The sequence below is a fragment of the Pseudomonas sp. BBP2017 genome, assembly GCF_003024385.1.
In the GTDB taxonomy this organism is placed as follows: Bacteria; Pseudomonadota; Gammaproteobacteria; order Pseudomonadales; family Pseudomonadaceae; genus Aquipseudomonas.
Genome location: NZ_PVZN01000001.1, coordinates 134,903 through 150,642, shown reverse-complemented (window position 1 = coordinate 150,642; position 15,740 = coordinate 134,903). Strand labels below are relative to the sequence as shown.

The following is a 15,740-nucleotide window of genomic DNA, read 5'->3' as shown; positions in this document are numbered from 1 at the left end:
GCTGCCGAACGCGTATCGCATTTCGGGGTAACCATCACATGCGTGACGTAGCCTCAAAGGTTATGGCTACCTGGGGTGCTGGAAAACCAGCGATTGCACAATTGGTGTACCAAGCGAACCGATATAGCGTCAATGGCTTTTGGGGTGGAGTCAGTGTTCGCGATCCAATGAGCGCCATCGGAGATAATTCGCGTTGTCCAAGTGATCAACGGTCAAGGAATTTAGCGATGGAGGAGTAAGCTAGAGCTTGGATCCAAATTGGCGCTAGCGGCTTGGCCGCGATCGCAGTGACGGGTATCGGAGGCAATCAAATGTCGACTCCAGCATCTTCGACTTCTGGCCGGACCGGCATCGGCAAGTATTTTATTCGCGCTGCGGTTGGTGCTGGTCGAGTGGTGAACAGATTCGAATCCAGGGTTTTGAACTCCGGCGTTTTGGCCTCCGTGCCGTTTAAGTATCGCAAAATTGGCTTTTATGTATTCAAGTTGATCCTGATGCTCGCCGTTGCTTCAGTTGCGATTTCTCTCGCGCTCGGGATACTTGCTGTATGGACCATTGCTGCGCTGCCAATCAGTACTGATAGTCAGCCCCGGATTCATGAAATGAGCCACCCTCGACATCATCTCAGATTCCCTGAAATGTACGACGACAATGGAGCCCCCAGGTGATTGATTATTTCAGTCTGCGGGCACCGGACATGACCTGTGAAGATCCCTTTTCTGCTTGTACCTGAGCACCTTCCGTCCCCCGGGTGAGGAGCGTTTGCATACCGCTACCCACGTTGTATCCCGCCCAGCTCATTACGCCGAGGAAAAACATCGGCAGTACTACGAACATTGCACCCATTACGTACTCGATCACCTGAGCGGTGACTGTCCCATCCATGAACCCTGCTGTCGGCAACGACAACAGCGCTTGGTCTGTGGCAGAAACTTGGTTGTACAGTGTTTCGAGCATGCTCGAGTCGATCCAGCGCGCGAGCTCCCACCAGAAGGTGAGCATGTGCAGGGTGAACAGCGCGAATGTGATCGTCATGAGCGCCTTGAGTTGGTAGGTGCTGATTAGCAGCACCAGCGGCAGGCTGATGATTGTGCCCATGATCAGAAAGGCCTGGACCATCGGCAATGCCGCGCGCAGCGCATTCATCGCCGGGAAGTTACTGAACGAGCCCAGGGCCAGGCCGGTGTTGGTGGCCAGGTTGTTCAGGCCTTGCGTCAGCGAACCGCCCCGCGCGCTACTGCCGTAGTCCTGGAACACCTGCCCAGGCGCCATGTTCAATGACTGCTGCCGTGGGCTCACCAGCTCGCGCAAGGTGGCGTCTTCGACCTCCGTAGAGGTGCGCCCGGTCAGCCATCCCCGTAGCTGCGATAACAGTGATGGATCAAGCTCGGCCACCAAGCGATCGCGCAGTCCGATCGTGCTATCGCTCCACCACTGCTTGCAGGTGGGGTAGCCGGCGCCGTTGTCGAGCTGGGGTAGGGAGGTGTCTCTCGTCTCTTCGTATGGCCAATCGACCCTGGGCATTCGCGAGCGATCGGTATCGTAATATCCCGGCGTGTTGAGCAGGTAGGTCGAGCCAATCCAGGACGCGTCGTAGCTCTGCGATTCGTCCAGCTCGGGGCGATTGGTGAACAGCCGTGAGCGCGAAAAGCCGTAACAGTCCCGGGTGAAGTCAGCGACTTCCTGCAGCAGCACCTGGTCGTTGATCCGCGAACTGTCGATCTCCATGCGCATCGCGCGGATGTCGGGCGCGCAGGGAATCGACGCGGTCGCTGCGGCGGTCATGCCCTTGCTCATGGCATGCACGAGGAACCACCACACCGGCACGTTTGCTGACCTGTCACCGATGGTATTGAAGGTCGTGCCCCAGGCCGTGTCGGCGGGCCTGGCCATGGATACACCACAGCGCTGGCTCGCCGCATCGTCGAAGGTCACCGAGGACAGGTTCAGCGGGAAGAACGGCATGCAGCCAAACAGAATGACCACGTAGCTCATCCACAGCCGGTTCTCGACGCGAGGGATCGACAGCAGGCCCTTGTTGCCCTCGTCGGCACCCTGCTGGCGGGCCGACAGCCATTCCTGCAGGATGATCGCGCCGAAGGGGGCGGCGAACAGCCCGGTGTCCGCCAGCGTGTTCCAGATGCCGTTGTTGATGATCCAGGCCAGCAGCGACAGGTAGTACTCGAGGTAGCTGTTGGTGCTCATGTTCATGGCTGCCACCTCACACGCGAGACAGTTCGACCAAGATGATAGAGCTGAAGCCGATCAACCCCAGACTCTTTAGCCGTTGCTGGTCCACAGGCGCAGCCCGCATACGCAACGCTGCGGCCCAACCGGCGGAGATCAGGGCGTACAGCAGAGCGCGCCACCACGCGAAGTAGGTGGCAGTTGCTCGCGCTGGTGCGAGCCAATCCAATTGGGTGGCGGGCAGTTGCAGTGCTATCCAGGCAATCAGCAATATGACCAGCAGGGTGCCGAGGATCAGCAGCACTTGGATGATCAGGGATCTCATAGATAACGTAATCATGGCGTGCTCCTCTCCTGTTCAGCCCGGCGCAGTCGGTCTGGCTCCGGGTCGCGCTGATTGATGCTGCGCGAGGCGTCGGCGCCGCCGGCGTGGCGATCGAGGACCAGGCTGGCGGTATTGGTGGCCAGCGACTGGCGTACCTCCAGCTCGGTTTGCAGCAGGCGAATCTCACGCTCCAGGGTTTCGACGTTGCTGTTGAGGGCGGTGGTGGCGGGCTGTGCCGAAGCCACATTGGGCTCATGGCTGCCGGCGAACAGCGTGCGCTGCAGCAGCATCGCCTTGTAGATCACGCTGGACAGTGCGGTCTCACTGGCCAAGCGTCGGGCCAGCAGGTTCTGGTCAGGGTCATCGCGCAGCCCCTCAATGACGCCGCGGGAGACCTGCAATAATGGGCTGGAGACTTTGCCGAGGTTCTCCGGGCTGGGCTGGTCGGCGCCCGAGACCATGCGCTGCAGGCCTTCCAGGTGTTCCGCGTAGGTTTCCTGGATCAGCGGCGACAGGCCCGTCCCAGCAGTTACGCGCAGCGTCTCGCAGTCATCGCAGGTCTCCACCTCGGTTTCACCGAGCACACGCGTCGCCCACTCGGAAGCCTCCTCGGGGCTCGACCAGGCTTGGCAGATAGCGCCATTCTGGCAGCCCGAGCCGACGGCCGAGGTGTCCTCGACGGCCCTGTTGTGCAGCAGGTTGTAGCCAGCTTTGACCACGTCAGACGTCACCCGGATAGGGTGCTGGCCATTGCCGCCAGCCTTCTGCCCACCGACCCAGCTGACGCCGTTGTTGCCGTTGTTCGATTCGGTGTCCTTTACCGCCATTACGGCATCACCGCCGGACTGCTCGAGGTTGTGCTGCATCTCCTGGTTCTGGGCCAGCGCGCCCCAGCCGGCTTGGTCGACCTTGTCGGCCATTTTCGCCGCCATCGCCTGGCACGTGAGCTTGGAACGATCGAAGTCGATGCGACCCTGCAACACGCCATTGCTCAGGAGCTCATACAACCCGGGGTTGGCGCGCTGGATGATCATCGCCGGTAGCGACATCACTGCCTGCGTGGCGTTCTGGATGACGTTGCCCATGATCTGCTGGAAGCCCTGGGTGGCACCATTGAGCTGGTTCTGCAGAGTGTTCGAAAGGTTCATGTTTCCGCACATCATGTTGGCGCGCCAGGACATGCCCACGCCGAGGCCATTGGGGCGGTAGAGCGAGGAGGGCGCTCCCGCCGCCGAACCGCCGCCGATGGTGTACATCACGCGGTCGTCGAGGACCGGGGCCTGGTCACCGAGGTGGTAGCCGTTCTCAGCGGCGTAGCCCGCGGCGCACACGAGGAAGCACACCAATCCGAGCGCGAAGTTGTTCATCATTGGCCTCCATCAAAGTCGATGCTGAACAGAAACGTCTGGCCCATACGCTGGCAGCAGCGGTAGGGCCGCCACAGCGACCAGGCGTAGGCACCGTCGGTGTTCTGGATCGTCTCGCTGGGGAAGATGGCGCAGGTGTTCTGGACTACCGGGGTAAGTAATTGCCAGCGGTGGTTGTTGACGTTGTTCTCCATCACCGGCTGCGGCGGCCAATAGCCGGGAGCCGGCATCGGCTGCAGCGGCAGATAAACGTGCGGCTGGCCGACGCGGGTGATGACGTCGCTGGCGCGCTGGGCTATCACGGCAGCCGCCTTGAAATCATCGGGCTGCACCAGAAAACCGTGGCGAGGGTAGACGCTGCCCCACATGTCGCCGAGTGCCTGGTTGCCGATCTCGCGCATCCCTGGGACCAGTGCCTGCGGGTAGACGGATTCGGGAACGGCCTGGCGCCACGCCAGTGGGTCGAGTGTGCTGAGGTAGTAGGGCGCAAAAGGCACAGCTCCGCTAGGGCATGCATAGCCGAACGTGTGCGCCAAGGCCGTCAGGGCTGCCCCGCCGGGATGCCCAATGCCGTCGACATTCTTGAACCGTGGCAGGTTATCGCGCTGCGGCGAAGGTGTGATCAGGTTGCCACCCCCTTGCGACGCCGGCATCGGCGTCGACAGCGCTGACATCTCGCTCCAGGGATTGCCGCCGGTGTCGGCATAGCTCGACACCACCAGCTCGGGGATGAAGTGACGGATCTTCGGTGAAGTTCGCACGGTGCAGCCGAACGGCGTGCAGAGCAGCCAATAGCAGATCCCGACGACCCGATACTCCAGGCACTGCAGCGAAGTGACGGAGGCGATAATGGCAGGCGTGGTCAATGCCAGGCACTGCTCGGCAGCGACCAGCAAAACGGCTGCGGTGAATGCACGGCCACGGCGAGCTTTATTGAGACTTCTTGATCTGATTCGTGTGGGGGCGATCACGTTCATGGGCAACGCTCGGCAGGTGGCAGCGGTGTGCATCCGTGCGCCAAGTTTCAGCATCCCGGATCCGGTACTGGAGGAGGGCGGACAAACCGAGTCCGGAGTGATCGGTTTTGTCGGGCCCTCGATTTAGCGGCGCGAGATAAGCAAAATGCCGGAGGAGTACAAATGTGCTCTTGTCGGTTTTTGCTGAACAGAGGGGCTCGAATTGCCATGACGGTGTCGTTCACGACATGCCGCGCAGGCGATCAATCTCCGCTGCGACCTGCAGGGCGGCCTCCAGCTCAGACTGCTGGTGCTCTTCCATCAATCGCCAGCGCTGAGCTTTTTCTTCGGGCTCGGTCATGGCCAACGCGAGGTACAGGCTCGGTGGTACCGCGCGGAATAAAGTCTCCAGATTCTTCGACAGGACCACGCCCTCGGTGTATTTGCCCGAGGCCTTGCTCGCGGAGAGCAGCAGCGCCTTCTGTGCCGGCGTGAGTTTTTTGAAGCGAGCGATCTCCTCGATTTCCGCCGGCGGCATGTTTAAGCAGATCCACCATTCGATCATGTTGAGCATGGTCTGCGCCGCGTCGGGCAAGTCAGCCATGTTCTGCGTCGCCAGCCAGAACCAGGCGCCGAGCTTGCGCCACATCTTCGTACCCTTGACCACGAAGGGAGCCAGCAGCGGGTTCTTAGTGATGATGTGGCCTTCATCGGTGACCATGATGATTGGACGCCCCAGGTACTGATCGCGCTCGGCGATGTTGTTCACCGTGTTCATCAGGCTGATGTAGCTGATCGACATTTGCGCCTCGTAACCCTCACGGGCATAGGTGGCGAGGTCGACGATCGTCACGTCGCTTTCCGGCCAGGGTGTGCCGGGCCGGTCGAACAAGGCGCCCTCAAAACCCTGACAGAACAGGTCGATGGACTCAGCCATCTCCTGAGCTCGCTCACGGCGTTTGTCGGGCAGATGGGTGTCGCTGGCGACTTTGCGCAGGGCATCGCGGACATGCCGGGTCAGCACTTGCTGCTCAGTCGTCGCGCAGTGTCGGGTGGCATCGAGGATGCACTCGCGGATCAGGCTGCGGTCCGCCCGGGTCAGGCGCGCCTCTTCTTTGGCTTCGCCGCCGGTGATCATCAGCCGCGCAGTGATCTCCAGCTCGCCCAGCACATCGCGCTGCTCGTCACTGTCCGGAGCAGCCTCATCCAGGTCTTCGGTCGACAGACTGGCGACCTGGTCCGGATGTTCGATCAGGCGCCGGGCATGGGCGAACGGCGCCAGGCTCACATCACTGCCCGGTTTGAGCTGAACCTTGTTGACGGAAAGTCCGAGGGTGGCGAAGTAGTCGCCCTGCAGGCCAAAAGAGTTGCCGGCTTCAACGATGAACAGTCGCGGCCGGTACACCGCCATGACCTGCATCAGGATTGAAACCAGGGTGGCCGACTTGCCGGCACCGGTCGGGCCGAACAACAGCAGGTGACCATTCATCGAGCGGTCGAAGCGCGACAGCGGGTCGAATGACAGTGGCGCGCCACCCCGGTTGAAGAAGGTGATCCCCGGGTTGCCGGTACCGATGCTGCGCCCCCAGAGCGGTAGCAGGTTGGCGACGTGCTGGGCAAACAGCAGCCGGGTGTACCAATTGCGTGTGTCCCGCGCCGGGTTGTAGACCATCGGCAACCAGCGCAGGTAACTGTTGCAGGCGGCGACTTCATCACCCTCGCGCACCGGCTGCAGGCCAGCGCCGAGCAGGACATTGGCAGCCTGGACAGAGCGCTGGCGCAGCTGCTGTTCATCGGCGCCGCGCAGGTACAGTGCCAGGGTGCTGCGGTACAGCTTGTGCTGGCGTCCGATCAGCGCGCGCGCTTCTTCCACGTTCTGGCGGGTCTGGGTCGAGGCGAGGTTCTCGCCGATGGCTTTGCGCGCCAGGCGGTTGAGCTGCTCTTCGAGCACATCCTGGGGCGTGATCACCAAGGTCAGGCTCATCACCGCCTGCTCAGGTAACTGATCAAACAAGGCGTTCAACGCCTCGGCCTTGCGTGTTTCGCCGGTCAGCTGGCCGATATGCGGTGGCCTGCGCAGCTTGTCGACCACCATCACGGCGTGCGGCTGCTGATCGAAGTACCACAGACCCTGCTCGCTATCGGAGCGCGGTTCCTGAAAGAACAGCCGCTCGGCGAAATCGTGGTCGAACGGCAGCGGCAGCTCCTCGCCGTCATCCACTTCTGGGTAAGGCACACGTCGATAGAACGCGCCAGGGGATTCGCCGGTGAGGGCAGGGGCTGGGTTGAACCAGGGCAGCAACCAGGCGTAGAAGTCGCGCCCGGTCAACCGTCGAGGGCTGACCCCGCAGGCCTGCAGCGAGGCCACCAAGCGGTCGCAGGTGCGGTTCAACAGCTGAACTGGGTTCTGCCCATCCTCGTCGGCCTGCTCCCCGAGCCAGCGATAGACCACCAGGCGAATCCGCCGATTGCTGCCGCGCCAGGGGAGGTGAGACACCACATGGTCGTCGAACAACCCGCCCGGTTTGCCGACGGCTTCAAGGTGACGTTGCATCGACGCAAGGAAGGCTTCGGTGAACTGCGTACCTCGCACGCGCGGCGCGATGTAGCGCTCCAGGCGTTCAAGGTACGGGGCAAAGTCACTGTCGTCCTGGCAGAAGAACTGCACCACCCAGGGCGCCTGGTCGAGCTCGTCGAAGCTGTCCTGCAGCGCATCTTCCAGGGCGTCGCGTGCCGCCATCAGCCACTCGGGTTCACGGCCCTCGGTGCCGATCGGCTGCAGCTCGAACACGGCGCCCACCGAACGGTTGTCATCAAGCAGAAAGCACTGCTGCTCCTCGAGATACTCGACCCAAGGTAGGTGGTCGGCGAAGCTGGGGTTGTGCGCATACTGGGCAGCCTCGTCGGCCAGCGTGGCGCGCCGACGCTGTGCCGCGCGCCAGGGCTTCCAGCGGGACGGTTCGCGACTCGTGTCATCGGCCATCACAGATCGTCCAGGCGCTCGCCGGGCAGCGCGTACTGGACCTTCTCGTACAACGGGAACACGGTCGAGTAGCCAGGCACCGGTGTCTGTTGGGTTCCGGCCAGGTGCGGATACACGTACATGACCAGGTCCGGGTTGGGCAGGCGCGGGAACTGGGCGCGGATTTCGTTGGCAGCCGTGCGCGTGTAGGCGCTCTGCTCGTTGATCAGGCGCTCGGGATCCAGTACCGGTCGACGCAGCTCGCCACGCGCCTCCTGCAACTGCTGCTGGGTGCCAACCGAGCCACCGCCGTTCCAGATATCCAGCATGGTTTGATCACCATGGGGCAGCATTTCCTCCTTGCTGGTGGAACAGCCGGCCAGGTGCAGGCTGAGCAGCAGGCTAATCCAGATCCAGTACCGAGACGGATGGGCTTTCATGGTTCACTCTCCGGCCTTTGGGTTCGTAGTCGATGCTGATTTCGTGATCCAGGTGCAAGGCCACCTTGGCCCCGGGCGGCACGTAGATGGCGGCGAAGGCTTCGCCGTAGAGCTTGTTGATCCAGTCACGGATGTCGCCGATGCCGCCGCTGATGACCGAGTTCAGCGCGCTGTTGCCACTGTTCTGGGTCAGCCCCAGGCTGCTGCTCGCCGAGTTGATGAACGAGGTGTTGGTCTGCTCGCTGCCCAGGGCCGAGGCGAAGCCAGCACCGGCCGCAGTGATCAGGCTCTGGCTGCCCAGGTACTGCTGGGCGTTGGAGCGGCGCTCGCCGGAAATGCAGGGAATGCCGTAGGGATCGGAGATGTAGCCCAACCCACCACGGATCTTCTCGGTGTCCGAAGTCTGGGTGCTACTGCGATTGCGGCTGACGACCTTCTGCGGCTGCGGCACCGTGCGGACGGTACCGTCGCTGAAGACAAAAGTGATCGACTCGACCTGGCCGCGCACGCATGACAGCGTCCAGTCGCCGGCGGCGGTGCCGCTCATGACCGCGCCGACCACGTCCGGCAGGTCGATCCCGTTGGCGGTGAGGTTGTCCGGCCCCACCAGCACCTTGAACGGATAAGGGTCATTCACCGTGCCGTCTACCGGCACCCGGCCAATCAGCGCGGTCATGGCGATCGAGCCCATCAACGTCGAGTTCTCGGGGATGGTGTAAACGGGCCTGGCGCCTTCGGTAGGGTCCTGGGCGTTCTCCAGGTCACGCTCGCCTTTGGCGACGGCACGCAAACGGTCCTGACCACGGTCGATGGTGTTGTTGTCCAGTCCGTGCAGGTCCTTGAACTTCGAGGTCAACGACGACAGCGGACCGTCGGCTTTGGCGGTGTCCTCTTGCCCGACGCGTGCATTCGACGGTTCGATCCACTGCATCGCATCTGCCGGTGCCTGAGCCCCTGCAAACTGCTGCTCGTCGCCCGGTTCAAGACCGAAGCCTGCAGGAATATCCGACTTTGCGGCTGGCTTGCCGGTGAGCTGGTCCTTGAGTCTGGACAGCAGCCCCTGGGTCTCGCGGTGCTGCTGCTCCGCCTTCTGCCGGGCATCGATGGCTTGCTGGCGCTGCTCGGTGACCTGTTGGGTGACACTGCTCAGCGTGCTCTGGATGCGCGTGTCAATGTTGCCTTCGCGCGTGCGCAGCCGGTTGTTCTCAGTCTGCAGCGCATCGTTGCCTTTCTTCAGCGTCTGCATCTCGCTGCGCATCGCCTTGACCTGGCCAATCAGCGTGGCCACGGTATCGCGCGGGGTATCGCCTGCGATGCCCAAGGCTTTTGCCTGTTCTGCGCTGAGCGTGGCGTTGTCCGGATCGCGGGCGGGCTCGCCGTCCGGCGTGGCCATCCAGGATTTGACGATGATCAGCACGATGCCCAGCAGGACTCCGGGCACCAACCATTTCAGCAGGCCGTTAGCTTTCATGATCGGCAGCCTCCGGTTTTGGCGGGGGCAACAGCAGCGCGTGCTTCAGGTCGCCGCCGCGGGTGACAAGATAGGCCACGGTGGTGTCTTCAGGCGTGCCGGCGAGGCCAAGGTCCGTGTGCTGGAACGTCGCGGCATACAGCGTGGCCTGCAGGTGGCGCGGGTCCAGCGCCACCTTGCCGGGGCCGCGGTTCACAATCTTCACCGCCGTTACCCAGTAGTCGCCGAGCCGCCAGGCCGCGAGTGCCTTGATCGAAACTCGTTCGGTGGGCAGCAAGGTGCTGAACGCGGCGGAGTCGCTCAGCGGCACCCTCCGCACACCGGGCAGTGGTGCCACGGTACGCAGGGGCGCATAGAGGTTCTGCGCCGCATAGCGGGTGAGCACCACCGGTACCGGCGTCGCTGCAGGTGCCGCCTCCTTCGCAGCTTCCACGTCCGGTGCCGGAGCCTGGGCCACGATCTTTACCGGCTCCAGTGTCTCGCTGCCCTCGAGCGCCTCGATGTCGATCAGGATGATGTCGCCCGACTTCACCGATTGCAGTTGCAGCCGGGTAGGGGGAAGGGTTTCTGCCGCGCGCAGGTACACCGTGCCGCCGACGGACTGCACGCGGAGCTTGCTGGAGATCGTACTCGGCAAACCCACGCGAACGTCTTCATCCAGCATCAGGACCCGTTCCTGGCCAACCGTGAGTGGAACGGCCAGCGGCAGGCGGTCCCAGTATTTGACCTCGACTGCACCGACGGCTGAACACCAGCCAGCGGCCACCACCAGCATAAGAATCAAGAAACGCGTCATCACGCACCTCCCGGCAGCGCCAGCTTCTGCGGTGTGCCTTCGTAGCAGTCCAGGGCCAAGCCCCACTTGTTGTGCTCGGGGTCGACGTCGAAGCGCACCACGCGTAGCGGATAGCGCACGACCACGCGCTTCACCGGCTCGGCGGCGTAGTACTCGTCGGCGTTGAGGTCGAGCTTCACCAGCCAGCTGTGCTTATCCAGCTGCTTCACCCGCAGGTCGGGGTTGTCGCTGTAGCCGCGGCCCAGCACCTCGTATACGCCGCGCACCCGGCCGCGCAGTTCGCCGGCGGCCTTGCGGTACTCGAAGTCGCCGTCGAAGAAGGTCTTGCACGCCGGTGTCAGGTAGGGCTGTAGGGCAAAGATGGCACGGTGGTAGTCGACCTCGCCATCTGTGGGCCAGCGATTGAGCTGGCCGAAGATGTACAGCGCGAAGGCGTAGATGTTCTCAGGCGGCACATCCCACCATTTGCGCGTGCTGCCGGAGCGCAGATCGGGTGGTACGTGAATGGTCAGCTCGGACGGAGATGATTGCCAGCCGTACCAGAGGCCGGTGCACAGCAGCGTCAGGATCGCCACGGCCAGGCGCAGGCTGAGGATGTGCGCCTGCTGCGCATCCACCTTGTTACGAAAGCGGCTCATGGGGCGGTCCTCGCATGTCGACGCGTACGGCGGACGGTCCAAGGCCCTGAGTGCAGGATCAACTGATGAGTGCCGACACCCCAGTGCACTGCCAGGTGCCACTGCAGACGCCTGTACAGCCAGGTTTCGGGGCGGGCGCGCTTGGCTCGGCGCAGCAGCTTGCCGCCGCCGAGCAACACCAGCGCCATGCAGATGAACATGCAGGTGGGGAGGGTGGCGATGGAAGTGGTGGCCACCGCCAGCGGTGCACCGAGAATCACACCCAGCCCGGCGCCGGCGATCAGCGCGACCCACATCTCGTCGTTGGTGAGCCCGCGAAGAACGGCCGGGTCACGGTTGAGGCGCTCCGGGAGGAAGGTCAGCGTTCCGTCAGGCAGGGTGGCAGGGGCGTCGGACATGGTGACCTCACAGGATCGTCGCGGCTTTGGTGAGGAACCAGAGGATCACCACCACCAACAGCGCGCCGACACCGACCACGGCGCCGAGGTCCTTCCAGGTCTTGCGCTGGTTCTGCACGTCGGCGTAGACGGTGAGCGAATGCCAGGCCACGCCGAGGAAGGCGAGAGTGGCGATCAACAGGCCGAGCAGGATGCCGCCGTCGTAGGCGTAGTTCTTGATGGTGTCGATCAGTCCCGAACCCTCGCCGCGGGAAGGCGCCTCCATAGTCGGCAGGTCAGCCCAAGCCAGTGTCGAGCTCAGCAGCACCAGGCCACCGAACAGGACTTGCGAACAGGACTCCCGCAACAGAGCGAGCGGGCGGTGGCAACGACGGGAGAGATTCATGGCAAGGTCTCCTGGTTACGACAGCATGAAAAACATCAGCACGATCAGGGCGAGTGCCAGGCGCAGTGTGCTGCCCCCAAGCGCGCCGAAATTGAGGTTGCCTGCCGCCCAGCCGCGGTAGCCGGTCCACAGGGCCCAGGTGCACCAGAGCAATGCGAGCACGAGCACCGATGAGCGCCACAGCACCGAACTGAGCTGCGGGGTAAACCCGGCCACGGCCGAAAACGCGCTGAGTTGGGCGTCAGTCATGCTCATCGGATGGCCTCGCGAGGGACGCTTCAGCGCGGTAATCACCGGTCAGCTCAACCATGTCAGCTGGCTGCGCGCGGGAGGGCGAAAGGTATTTGTGGATGCCTTGACGCATACGCTTGAGGTCTGCAGCGAACCTCGAATAATCGAATCGATAGCGGGCCCCAGTGGCATCGACTGAGCTGCTACTTGCGCGGTATGCCAGCAGTTCCATGGAAGTGATCTGCCGCTGCACCAGGTCCAGATCCGAGCGCTCGCGCACGTCTTCAGCGGCGGCAACGAACGACACCAAGCAGACAAGCAGTAGGGTAGAGGAGGTTGTCTTCATGGCGAAATCCAGATCAGCTATCTGGAATTCACTCTGAGGATTTAGGCAGCTTTTGGCATGGATTAAATAGATCTGTGAGGCTTCGCTTTAGAGTCGAGACGCCGTGGACTGGGAGCGTTGCCGGCCTTGAGTTGTTGAGCTTTCCGAGCAATCAATCCGTCAGGATCAGAATCCAGCTATTATGAATTGACTGTCCGTGCCTGCTTGAGAAATAGATGAAGAAAAAGTCGCTGCAGGTCCTCTATCCCGACCATTCCATGTACAAGGATGCCGTAGACGCAATGAAGCGGTTTCACGATGCGCGAGCTGCTGGCATACCTGCTGAGAAGGTTGAACGTCTGCGCCTTATCGCCGAGGCGCATTTCCAGGCGGTCAATGAATATCAGCGCAACGCTTTCGGCGCCCGACTAGTGGTATCTCACTGAAAGGCACCGTCCTCCACGGGCGTCACATCTGCAGCTCTCAACGGCTGTTGTCGAGCCTAGGAATTGTCAGTAGAGTGGATGGTGAAGGCGCATTGACATTATTGGCGATTTGCAGTTAAGGATTCTCCGAACAAGTCAGCACGGGTCAGCCGACCTGTGCTGAAATAGCCGTCCGCTCAGCCACCCCAACAAGCCTTTCCCATGAGTCAAATGAGCTTCTCCGATTTCGAGTACGCCGGTAAGCGCAAGCAGACCCGCCGTGAGCGGTTCCTGGCAGAGATGGAGCAGGTCGTGCCGTGGAGCGGATTGGTCGCGTTGATCGAACCGCACTATCCAAAGGCCGGTGGCGGTCGTAAGCCGTATCCCTTGGAAACGATGCTGCGCATTCACTTGCTACAGAACTGGTTTTCGCTGAGCGATCCGGCGATGGAAGAAGCGTTGTACGAGATCACCTCGATGCGCCAGTTTGCTCGGTTGACGCTCAGCGCCCCGATCTCCGAAGACACGACGATCATGAATTTCCGGCACTTGCTGGAGAAGCACCAATTGGCGGCAGGCATCCTGGAAACCATCAATGCCTACCTGCAAGACAAGGGGCTGTCGCTGCGCCAGGGCACGATTGTCGATGCCACGATTATCCACGCGCCCAGTTCGACCAAGAACATGGAAGGCAAGCGCGATCCAGAGATGCATCAAACGAAGAAAGGCAACCAGTACTTCTTCGGCATGAAGGCCCATATCGGTGCTGATGCTGAGTCCGGGCTGGTGCATCACGCTCACGGCACTGCGGCGAACGTGGCCGACGTAACGGAGGTTGCACATCTGCTGCATTGCGCAGAGAACGTCGTCTGTGCCGATGCGGGCTATACCGGCGTTGAGAAAAGACCAAAGCATGAAGGGCGGCCAGTGATCTGGCAGATCGCTGCGCGACGCAGTACTTACAAGCACTTGGGCAAACGCAGCGCGCTCTACAAAGCCAAGCGCAAGATCGAAAAGGCCAAGGCGCAGGCACGTGCGAAAGTGGAGCACCCGTTCCGGGTGATCAAACGCCAGTTTGGCTATGTAAAGACTCGGTTTCGCGGCTTGGCCAAGAACACGGCGCAACTGACCACGCTGTTTGCACTGTCGAATCTGTGGATGGTGCGCCGGCAATTATTGACCACTGCAGGAGAGGTGCGCCTGTAGCGCGCTAAAGCCAGGGCAAAGCCTTGGTTTTGAGCCAATTGACGGCTGAAGAATAGGTCTGGCGGCGTCAAATCGCTGCTCATTGCGCGCTCAAGGCCGCTTGTTCGGAGTTTCCTTAGGGCTCTTTTTGTTAGCTCTGTCACCAGGGGCTCACTTTTAGTAGTCGCCCGTGATGCATGTGAAGCTTATATATCGAAGCGCATGTTTCGCGTGTGGCGGATGCATTCGGTCGTTGCTTCAGTGCTGGCCGGCGCTCCCTTAAAGCTCAAGGCAATTTCAACCATCGGCCTACACTCAGCCATTATGATGTACGTGGCTGCGTTCGATTTTCCGTCGGACGCACAGCGTCAGAGCAATGAAGCATGCACCGACCCATCCTACGGCGCCAACGCCGACTCTATCGATAAGCAATCCCGTGCTCGCTGCACCGATGCCGATACCAAGATTTATCATTGATACGTTTATGGCGTTGATCAACTGACCAGCGTTCCCAGCCCTTTTTAGCACGTCTATTCCGATAAACAGACTGACACCAGCGTGGCTGCTGGCAACGATGATGACGGCGAGTGGTACAGCCCATGTGAGATTGCCAAATATTGACAGGGCACACATGCCGACGGCCATGGTCACCAAGACCCGTCTGAACAGTGGCTCAAGATCGTCCTGCACCCGCTTGGACAAAATTAGATTGCTCGCAATGTCAGCGATGCCGTAGAGGCACAGGATCAAGGTGACGTTCATCTCACCGAAGCCGGTCTCCCTTTCCAGGAAGGTAGCCAAGAAGTTGAATACCGAGGCTACGCCAGCAAACATTAAGCATGAACTGACCAAGGTCATTGAGACGTCAGGCTTGAAGGCTATACGCAGGGTGTCGCGCAGATTTTCTTTCTGCCGTGACTCCTCTGAGGGCTTCACCCAAATCCAGACGGCTAGTAGAGCTGCGCTGCTCAGCGCCGTCATCATCCACATCGCCATTCGCCAGTTGGTAGCGTCTGCGATGAGCTTGCCGACCGGGGCGCCTACAACAGATGCGATTGATATTCCCACCAGGACTCTACCAATCGCCATGCTCTCATTGCGGCCTTGTGAGAGTGACTTCGCGGCCAGAGCAGCGTTCGTCCAGAAAACAGCGACACCAATACCACCCATCACGCGACCAGCGAGGATTACGTAGTAATCATTGAACGCTGCGGAAATTCCATTCCCGAGAACCAATGCCAAGCAAGCGCATATGAGAAGGGATCGTTTCGAGGCCCGGTGTGCTAGAACACCAATGATCGGCGCGCTGATGCCCATGCCTAAAGCAAAAGCTGTCACGAGCCCACTCGCGGCACCGATAGTGATGGCCAGCGATGTTGCAATTTCAGGCAGTAAACCTGCGACGATAAATTCAGAGGAGAGCATTACAAATGCAGTGAAGGTCAGCGCATAGACCCTCGGGTTGATCGTGCTGCGATCTGGTGTCATAGGAAAAACCATCTTCTGAGTTCAGTGGACACGGCCTGCCAAGAAGGGGCGTTTGGTGAAATTTGCTCGGGTAGGGTAGGGCAGGGCGCTTGCTCAGGTTTTCTGAATAGCCTGATGAAGCTTTTGTAGAAACAGCATGAGCAGAACCGCGACAGCCAGAA

General features: G+C 61.3%; 18 protein-coding genes. 4 read left to right on the top strand and 14 right to left on the bottom strand.

Translation table 11 applies throughout. From position 1 onward, the window contains the following. Nucleotides 1-311 precede the first annotated feature (311 nt). Nucleotides 312-668: a hypothetical protein gene (locus C6382_RS00715; RefSeq protein ID WP_107022656.1), complete on the top strand. Its 357-nt coding sequence runs from the start codon at nucleotides 312-314 to the stop codon at nucleotides 666-668. A 4-nt stretch (nucleotides 669-672) separates the two neighbouring features. Here C6382_RS00715 and C6382_RS00710 read toward each other — a convergent pair whose 3' ends face one another. The 4 genes from C6382_RS00710 to C6382_RS00695 are packed head-to-tail and all read right to left on the bottom strand — an operon-like array spanning nucleotide 673 to nucleotide 4,856. Next, nucleotides 673-2,211, bottom strand: coding sequence for a conjugal transfer protein TraG N-terminal domain-containing protein (locus C6382_RS00710; RefSeq protein ID WP_107022655.1), 1,539 nt, complete (start codon nucleotides 2,209-2,211; stop codon nucleotides 673-675). A 10-nt stretch (nucleotides 2,212-2,221) separates the two neighbouring features. Further along, the gene (locus C6382_RS00705; protein WP_107022654.1) at nucleotides 2,222-2,527 is read right to left on the bottom strand and encodes a hypothetical protein; all 306 of its coding nucleotides are present in this window, start codon (nucleotides 2,525-2,527) and stop codon (nucleotides 2,222-2,224) included. Next, nucleotides 2,524-3,879 carry an integrating conjugative element protein gene (locus tag C6382_RS00700; protein ID WP_107022653.1) on the bottom strand — a complete coding sequence of 452 codons (1,356 nt, stop codon included), beginning with the start codon at nucleotides 3,877-3,879 and terminating at the stop codon, nucleotides 2,524-2,526. Before C6382_RS00700 ends, C6382_RS00705 begins: the two co-directional genes overlap by 4 nt. Then, nucleotides 3,879-4,856, bottom strand: coding sequence for a TIGR03756 family integrating conjugative element protein (locus tag C6382_RS00695; protein WP_107022652.1), 978 nt, complete (start codon nucleotides 4,854-4,856; stop codon nucleotides 3,879-3,881). Before C6382_RS00695 ends, C6382_RS00700 begins: the two co-directional genes overlap by 1 nt. Between C6382_RS00695 and C6382_RS24240 the strand changes: the two genes are divergently transcribed. Next, nucleotides 4,855-4,983, top strand: a complete 129-nt coding sequence (locus C6382_RS24240; protein ID WP_256588871.1) for a hypothetical protein — start codon at nucleotides 4,855-4,857, stop codon at nucleotides 4,981-4,983. The two genes, C6382_RS00695 and C6382_RS24240, sit on opposite strands and share 2 nt — an antisense overlap. A 93-nt stretch (nucleotides 4,984-5,076) precedes the next feature. Here the strand turns inward: C6382_RS24240 and C6382_RS00690 are convergent, their stop codons facing one another. The 9 genes from C6382_RS00690 to C6382_RS00650 are packed head-to-tail and all read right to left on the bottom strand — an operon-like array spanning nucleotide 5,077 to nucleotide 12,502. Beyond that, nucleotides 5,077-7,818 carry a conjugative transfer ATPase gene (locus C6382_RS00690; RefSeq protein WP_107022651.1) on the bottom strand — a complete coding sequence of 914 codons (2,742 nt, stop codon included), beginning with the start codon at nucleotides 7,816-7,818 and terminating at the stop codon, nucleotides 5,077-5,079. Further along, on the bottom strand, nucleotides 7,818-8,237 hold the full coding sequence (locus tag C6382_RS00685) for a TIGR03751 family conjugal transfer lipoprotein (protein WP_107022650.1): 420 nt from the start codon (nucleotides 8,235-8,237) through the stop codon (nucleotides 7,818-7,820). Before C6382_RS00685 ends, C6382_RS00690 begins: the two co-directional genes overlap by 1 nt. Then, complete coding sequence (locus C6382_RS00680) at nucleotides 8,200-9,708, bottom strand: TIGR03752 family integrating conjugative element protein (RefSeq protein WP_107022649.1); 1,509 nt, start codon at nucleotides 9,706-9,708, stop codon at nucleotides 8,200-8,202. The genes C6382_RS00685 and C6382_RS00680 overlap by 38 nt, the downstream gene beginning before the upstream one ends. Next, the gene (locus C6382_RS00675) at nucleotides 9,698-10,504 is read right to left on the bottom strand and encodes a TIGR03749 family integrating conjugative element protein (protein ID WP_107022648.1); all 807 of its coding nucleotides are present in this window, start codon (nucleotides 10,502-10,504) and stop codon (nucleotides 9,698-9,700) included. Before C6382_RS00675 ends, C6382_RS00680 begins: the two co-directional genes overlap by 11 nt. Continuing rightward, entirely contained in the window at nucleotides 10,504-11,142 is a 639-nt protein-coding gene (locus tag C6382_RS00670; RefSeq protein WP_107022647.1) for a PFL_4703 family integrating conjugative element protein, read from the bottom strand. Before C6382_RS00670 ends, C6382_RS00675 begins: the two co-directional genes overlap by 1 nt. Then, complete coding sequence (locus tag C6382_RS00665; RefSeq protein ID WP_107022646.1) at nucleotides 11,139-11,540, bottom strand: TIGR03750 family conjugal transfer protein; 402 nt, start codon at nucleotides 11,538-11,540, stop codon at nucleotides 11,139-11,141. The genes C6382_RS00670 and C6382_RS00665 overlap by 4 nt, the downstream gene beginning before the upstream one ends. A 7-nt stretch (nucleotides 11,541-11,547) precedes the next feature. Then, nucleotides 11,548-11,925 carry a TIGR03745 family integrating conjugative element membrane protein gene (locus tag C6382_RS00660; RefSeq protein ID WP_107022645.1) on the bottom strand — a complete coding sequence of 126 codons (378 nt, stop codon included), beginning with the start codon at nucleotides 11,923-11,925 and terminating at the stop codon, nucleotides 11,548-11,550. A 15-nt stretch (nucleotides 11,926-11,940) separates the two neighbouring features. Beyond that, on the bottom strand, nucleotides 11,941-12,180 hold the full coding sequence (locus tag C6382_RS00655) for a TIGR03758 family integrating conjugative element protein (protein WP_041167230.1): 240 nt from the start codon (nucleotides 12,178-12,180) through the stop codon (nucleotides 11,941-11,943). After that, the gene (locus C6382_RS00650) at nucleotides 12,167-12,502 is read right to left on the bottom strand and encodes an RAQPRD family integrative conjugative element protein (RefSeq protein ID WP_107022644.1); all 336 of its coding nucleotides are present in this window, start codon (nucleotides 12,500-12,502) and stop codon (nucleotides 12,167-12,169) included. Before C6382_RS00650 ends, C6382_RS00655 begins: the two co-directional genes overlap by 14 nt. Nucleotides 12,503-12,717: 215 nt before the next feature. Between C6382_RS00650 and C6382_RS00645 the strand changes: the two genes are divergently transcribed. Together C6382_RS00645 and C6382_RS00640 are read left to right on the top strand one after the other, a co-directional pair. Continuing rightward, nucleotides 12,718-12,927: a hypothetical protein gene (locus C6382_RS00645; RefSeq protein WP_107022643.1), complete on the top strand. Its 210-nt coding sequence runs from the start codon at nucleotides 12,718-12,720 to the stop codon at nucleotides 12,925-12,927. 201 nt (nucleotides 12,928-13,128) lie between these two features. Further along, nucleotides 13,129-14,112: an IS5 family transposase gene (locus C6382_RS00640; RefSeq protein WP_107022642.1), complete on the top strand. Its 984-nt coding sequence runs from the start codon at nucleotides 13,129-13,131 to the stop codon at nucleotides 14,110-14,112. Nucleotides 14,113-14,406: 294 nt separating this feature from the next. Here the strand turns inward: C6382_RS00640 and C6382_RS00635 are convergent, their stop codons facing one another. Then, nucleotides 14,407-15,579: an MFS transporter gene (locus tag C6382_RS00635; RefSeq protein ID WP_107023005.1), complete on the bottom strand. Its 1,173-nt coding sequence runs from the start codon at nucleotides 15,577-15,579 to the stop codon at nucleotides 14,407-14,409. Nucleotides 15,580-15,740: the final 161 nt, after the last annotated feature.

Bases quoted from the DNA above. Each gene is read 5' to 3' on its own strand.
- C6382_RS00715 (WP_107022656.1), top strand. From the start codon at position 312: ATGTCGACTCCAGCATCTTCGACTTCTGGCCGGACCGGCATCGGCAAG.
- C6382_RS00710 (WP_107022655.1), bottom strand. From the start codon at position 2,211: ATGAACATGAGCACCAACAGCTACCTCGAGTACTACCTGTCGCTGCTG.
- C6382_RS00705 (WP_107022654.1), bottom strand. From the start codon at position 2,527: ATGATTACGTTATCTATGAGATCCCTGATCATCCAAGTGCTGCTGATC.
- C6382_RS00700 (WP_107022653.1), bottom strand. From the start codon at position 3,879: ATGAACAACTTCGCGCTCGGATTGGTGTGCTTCCTCGTGTGCGCCGCG.
- C6382_RS24240 (WP_256588871.1), top strand. From the start codon at position 4,855: ATGGGCAACGCTCGGCAGGTGGCAGCGGTGTGCATCCGTGCGCCAAGT.
- C6382_RS00695 (WP_107022652.1), bottom strand. From the start codon at position 4,856: ATGAACGTGATCGCCCCCACACGAATCAGATCAAGAAGTCTCAATAAA.
- C6382_RS00690 (WP_107022651.1), bottom strand. From the start codon at position 7,818: ATGGCCGATGACACGAGTCGCGAACCGTCCCGCTGGAAGCCCTGGCGC.
- C6382_RS00685 (WP_107022650.1), bottom strand. From the start codon at position 8,237: ATGAAAGCCCATCCGTCTCGGTACTGGATCTGGATTAGCCTGCTGCTC.
- C6382_RS00680 (WP_107022649.1), bottom strand. From the start codon at position 9,708: ATGAAAGCTAACGGCCTGCTGAAATGGTTGGTGCCCGGAGTCCTGCTG.
- C6382_RS00675 (WP_107022648.1), bottom strand. From the start codon at position 10,504: ATGACGCGTTTCTTGATTCTTATGCTGGTGGTGGCCGCTGGCTGGTGT.
- C6382_RS00670 (WP_107022647.1), bottom strand. From the start codon at position 11,142: ATGAGCCGCTTTCGTAACAAGGTGGATGCGCAGCAGGCGCACATCCTC.
- C6382_RS00665 (WP_107022646.1), bottom strand. From the start codon at position 11,540: ATGTCCGACGCCCCTGCCACCCTGCCTGACGGAACGCTGACCTTCCTC.
- C6382_RS00660 (WP_107022645.1), bottom strand. From the start codon at position 11,925: ATGAATCTCTCCCGTCGTTGCCACCGCCCGCTCGCTCTGTTGCGGGAG.
- C6382_RS00655 (WP_041167230.1), bottom strand. From the start codon at position 12,180: ATGAGCATGACTGACGCCCAACTCAGCGCGTTTTCGGCCGTGGCCGGG.
- C6382_RS00650 (WP_107022644.1), bottom strand. From the start codon at position 12,502: ATGAAGACAACCTCCTCTACCCTACTGCTTGTCTGCTTGGTGTCGTTC.
- C6382_RS00645 (WP_107022643.1), top strand. From the start codon at position 12,718: ATGAAGAAAAAGTCGCTGCAGGTCCTCTATCCCGACCATTCCATGTAC.
- C6382_RS00640 (WP_107022642.1), top strand. From the start codon at position 13,129: ATGAGTCAAATGAGCTTCTCCGATTTCGAGTACGCCGGTAAGCGCAAG.
- C6382_RS00635 (WP_107023005.1), bottom strand. From the start codon at position 15,579: ATGACACCAGATCGCAGCACGATCAACCCGAGGGTCTATGCGCTGACC.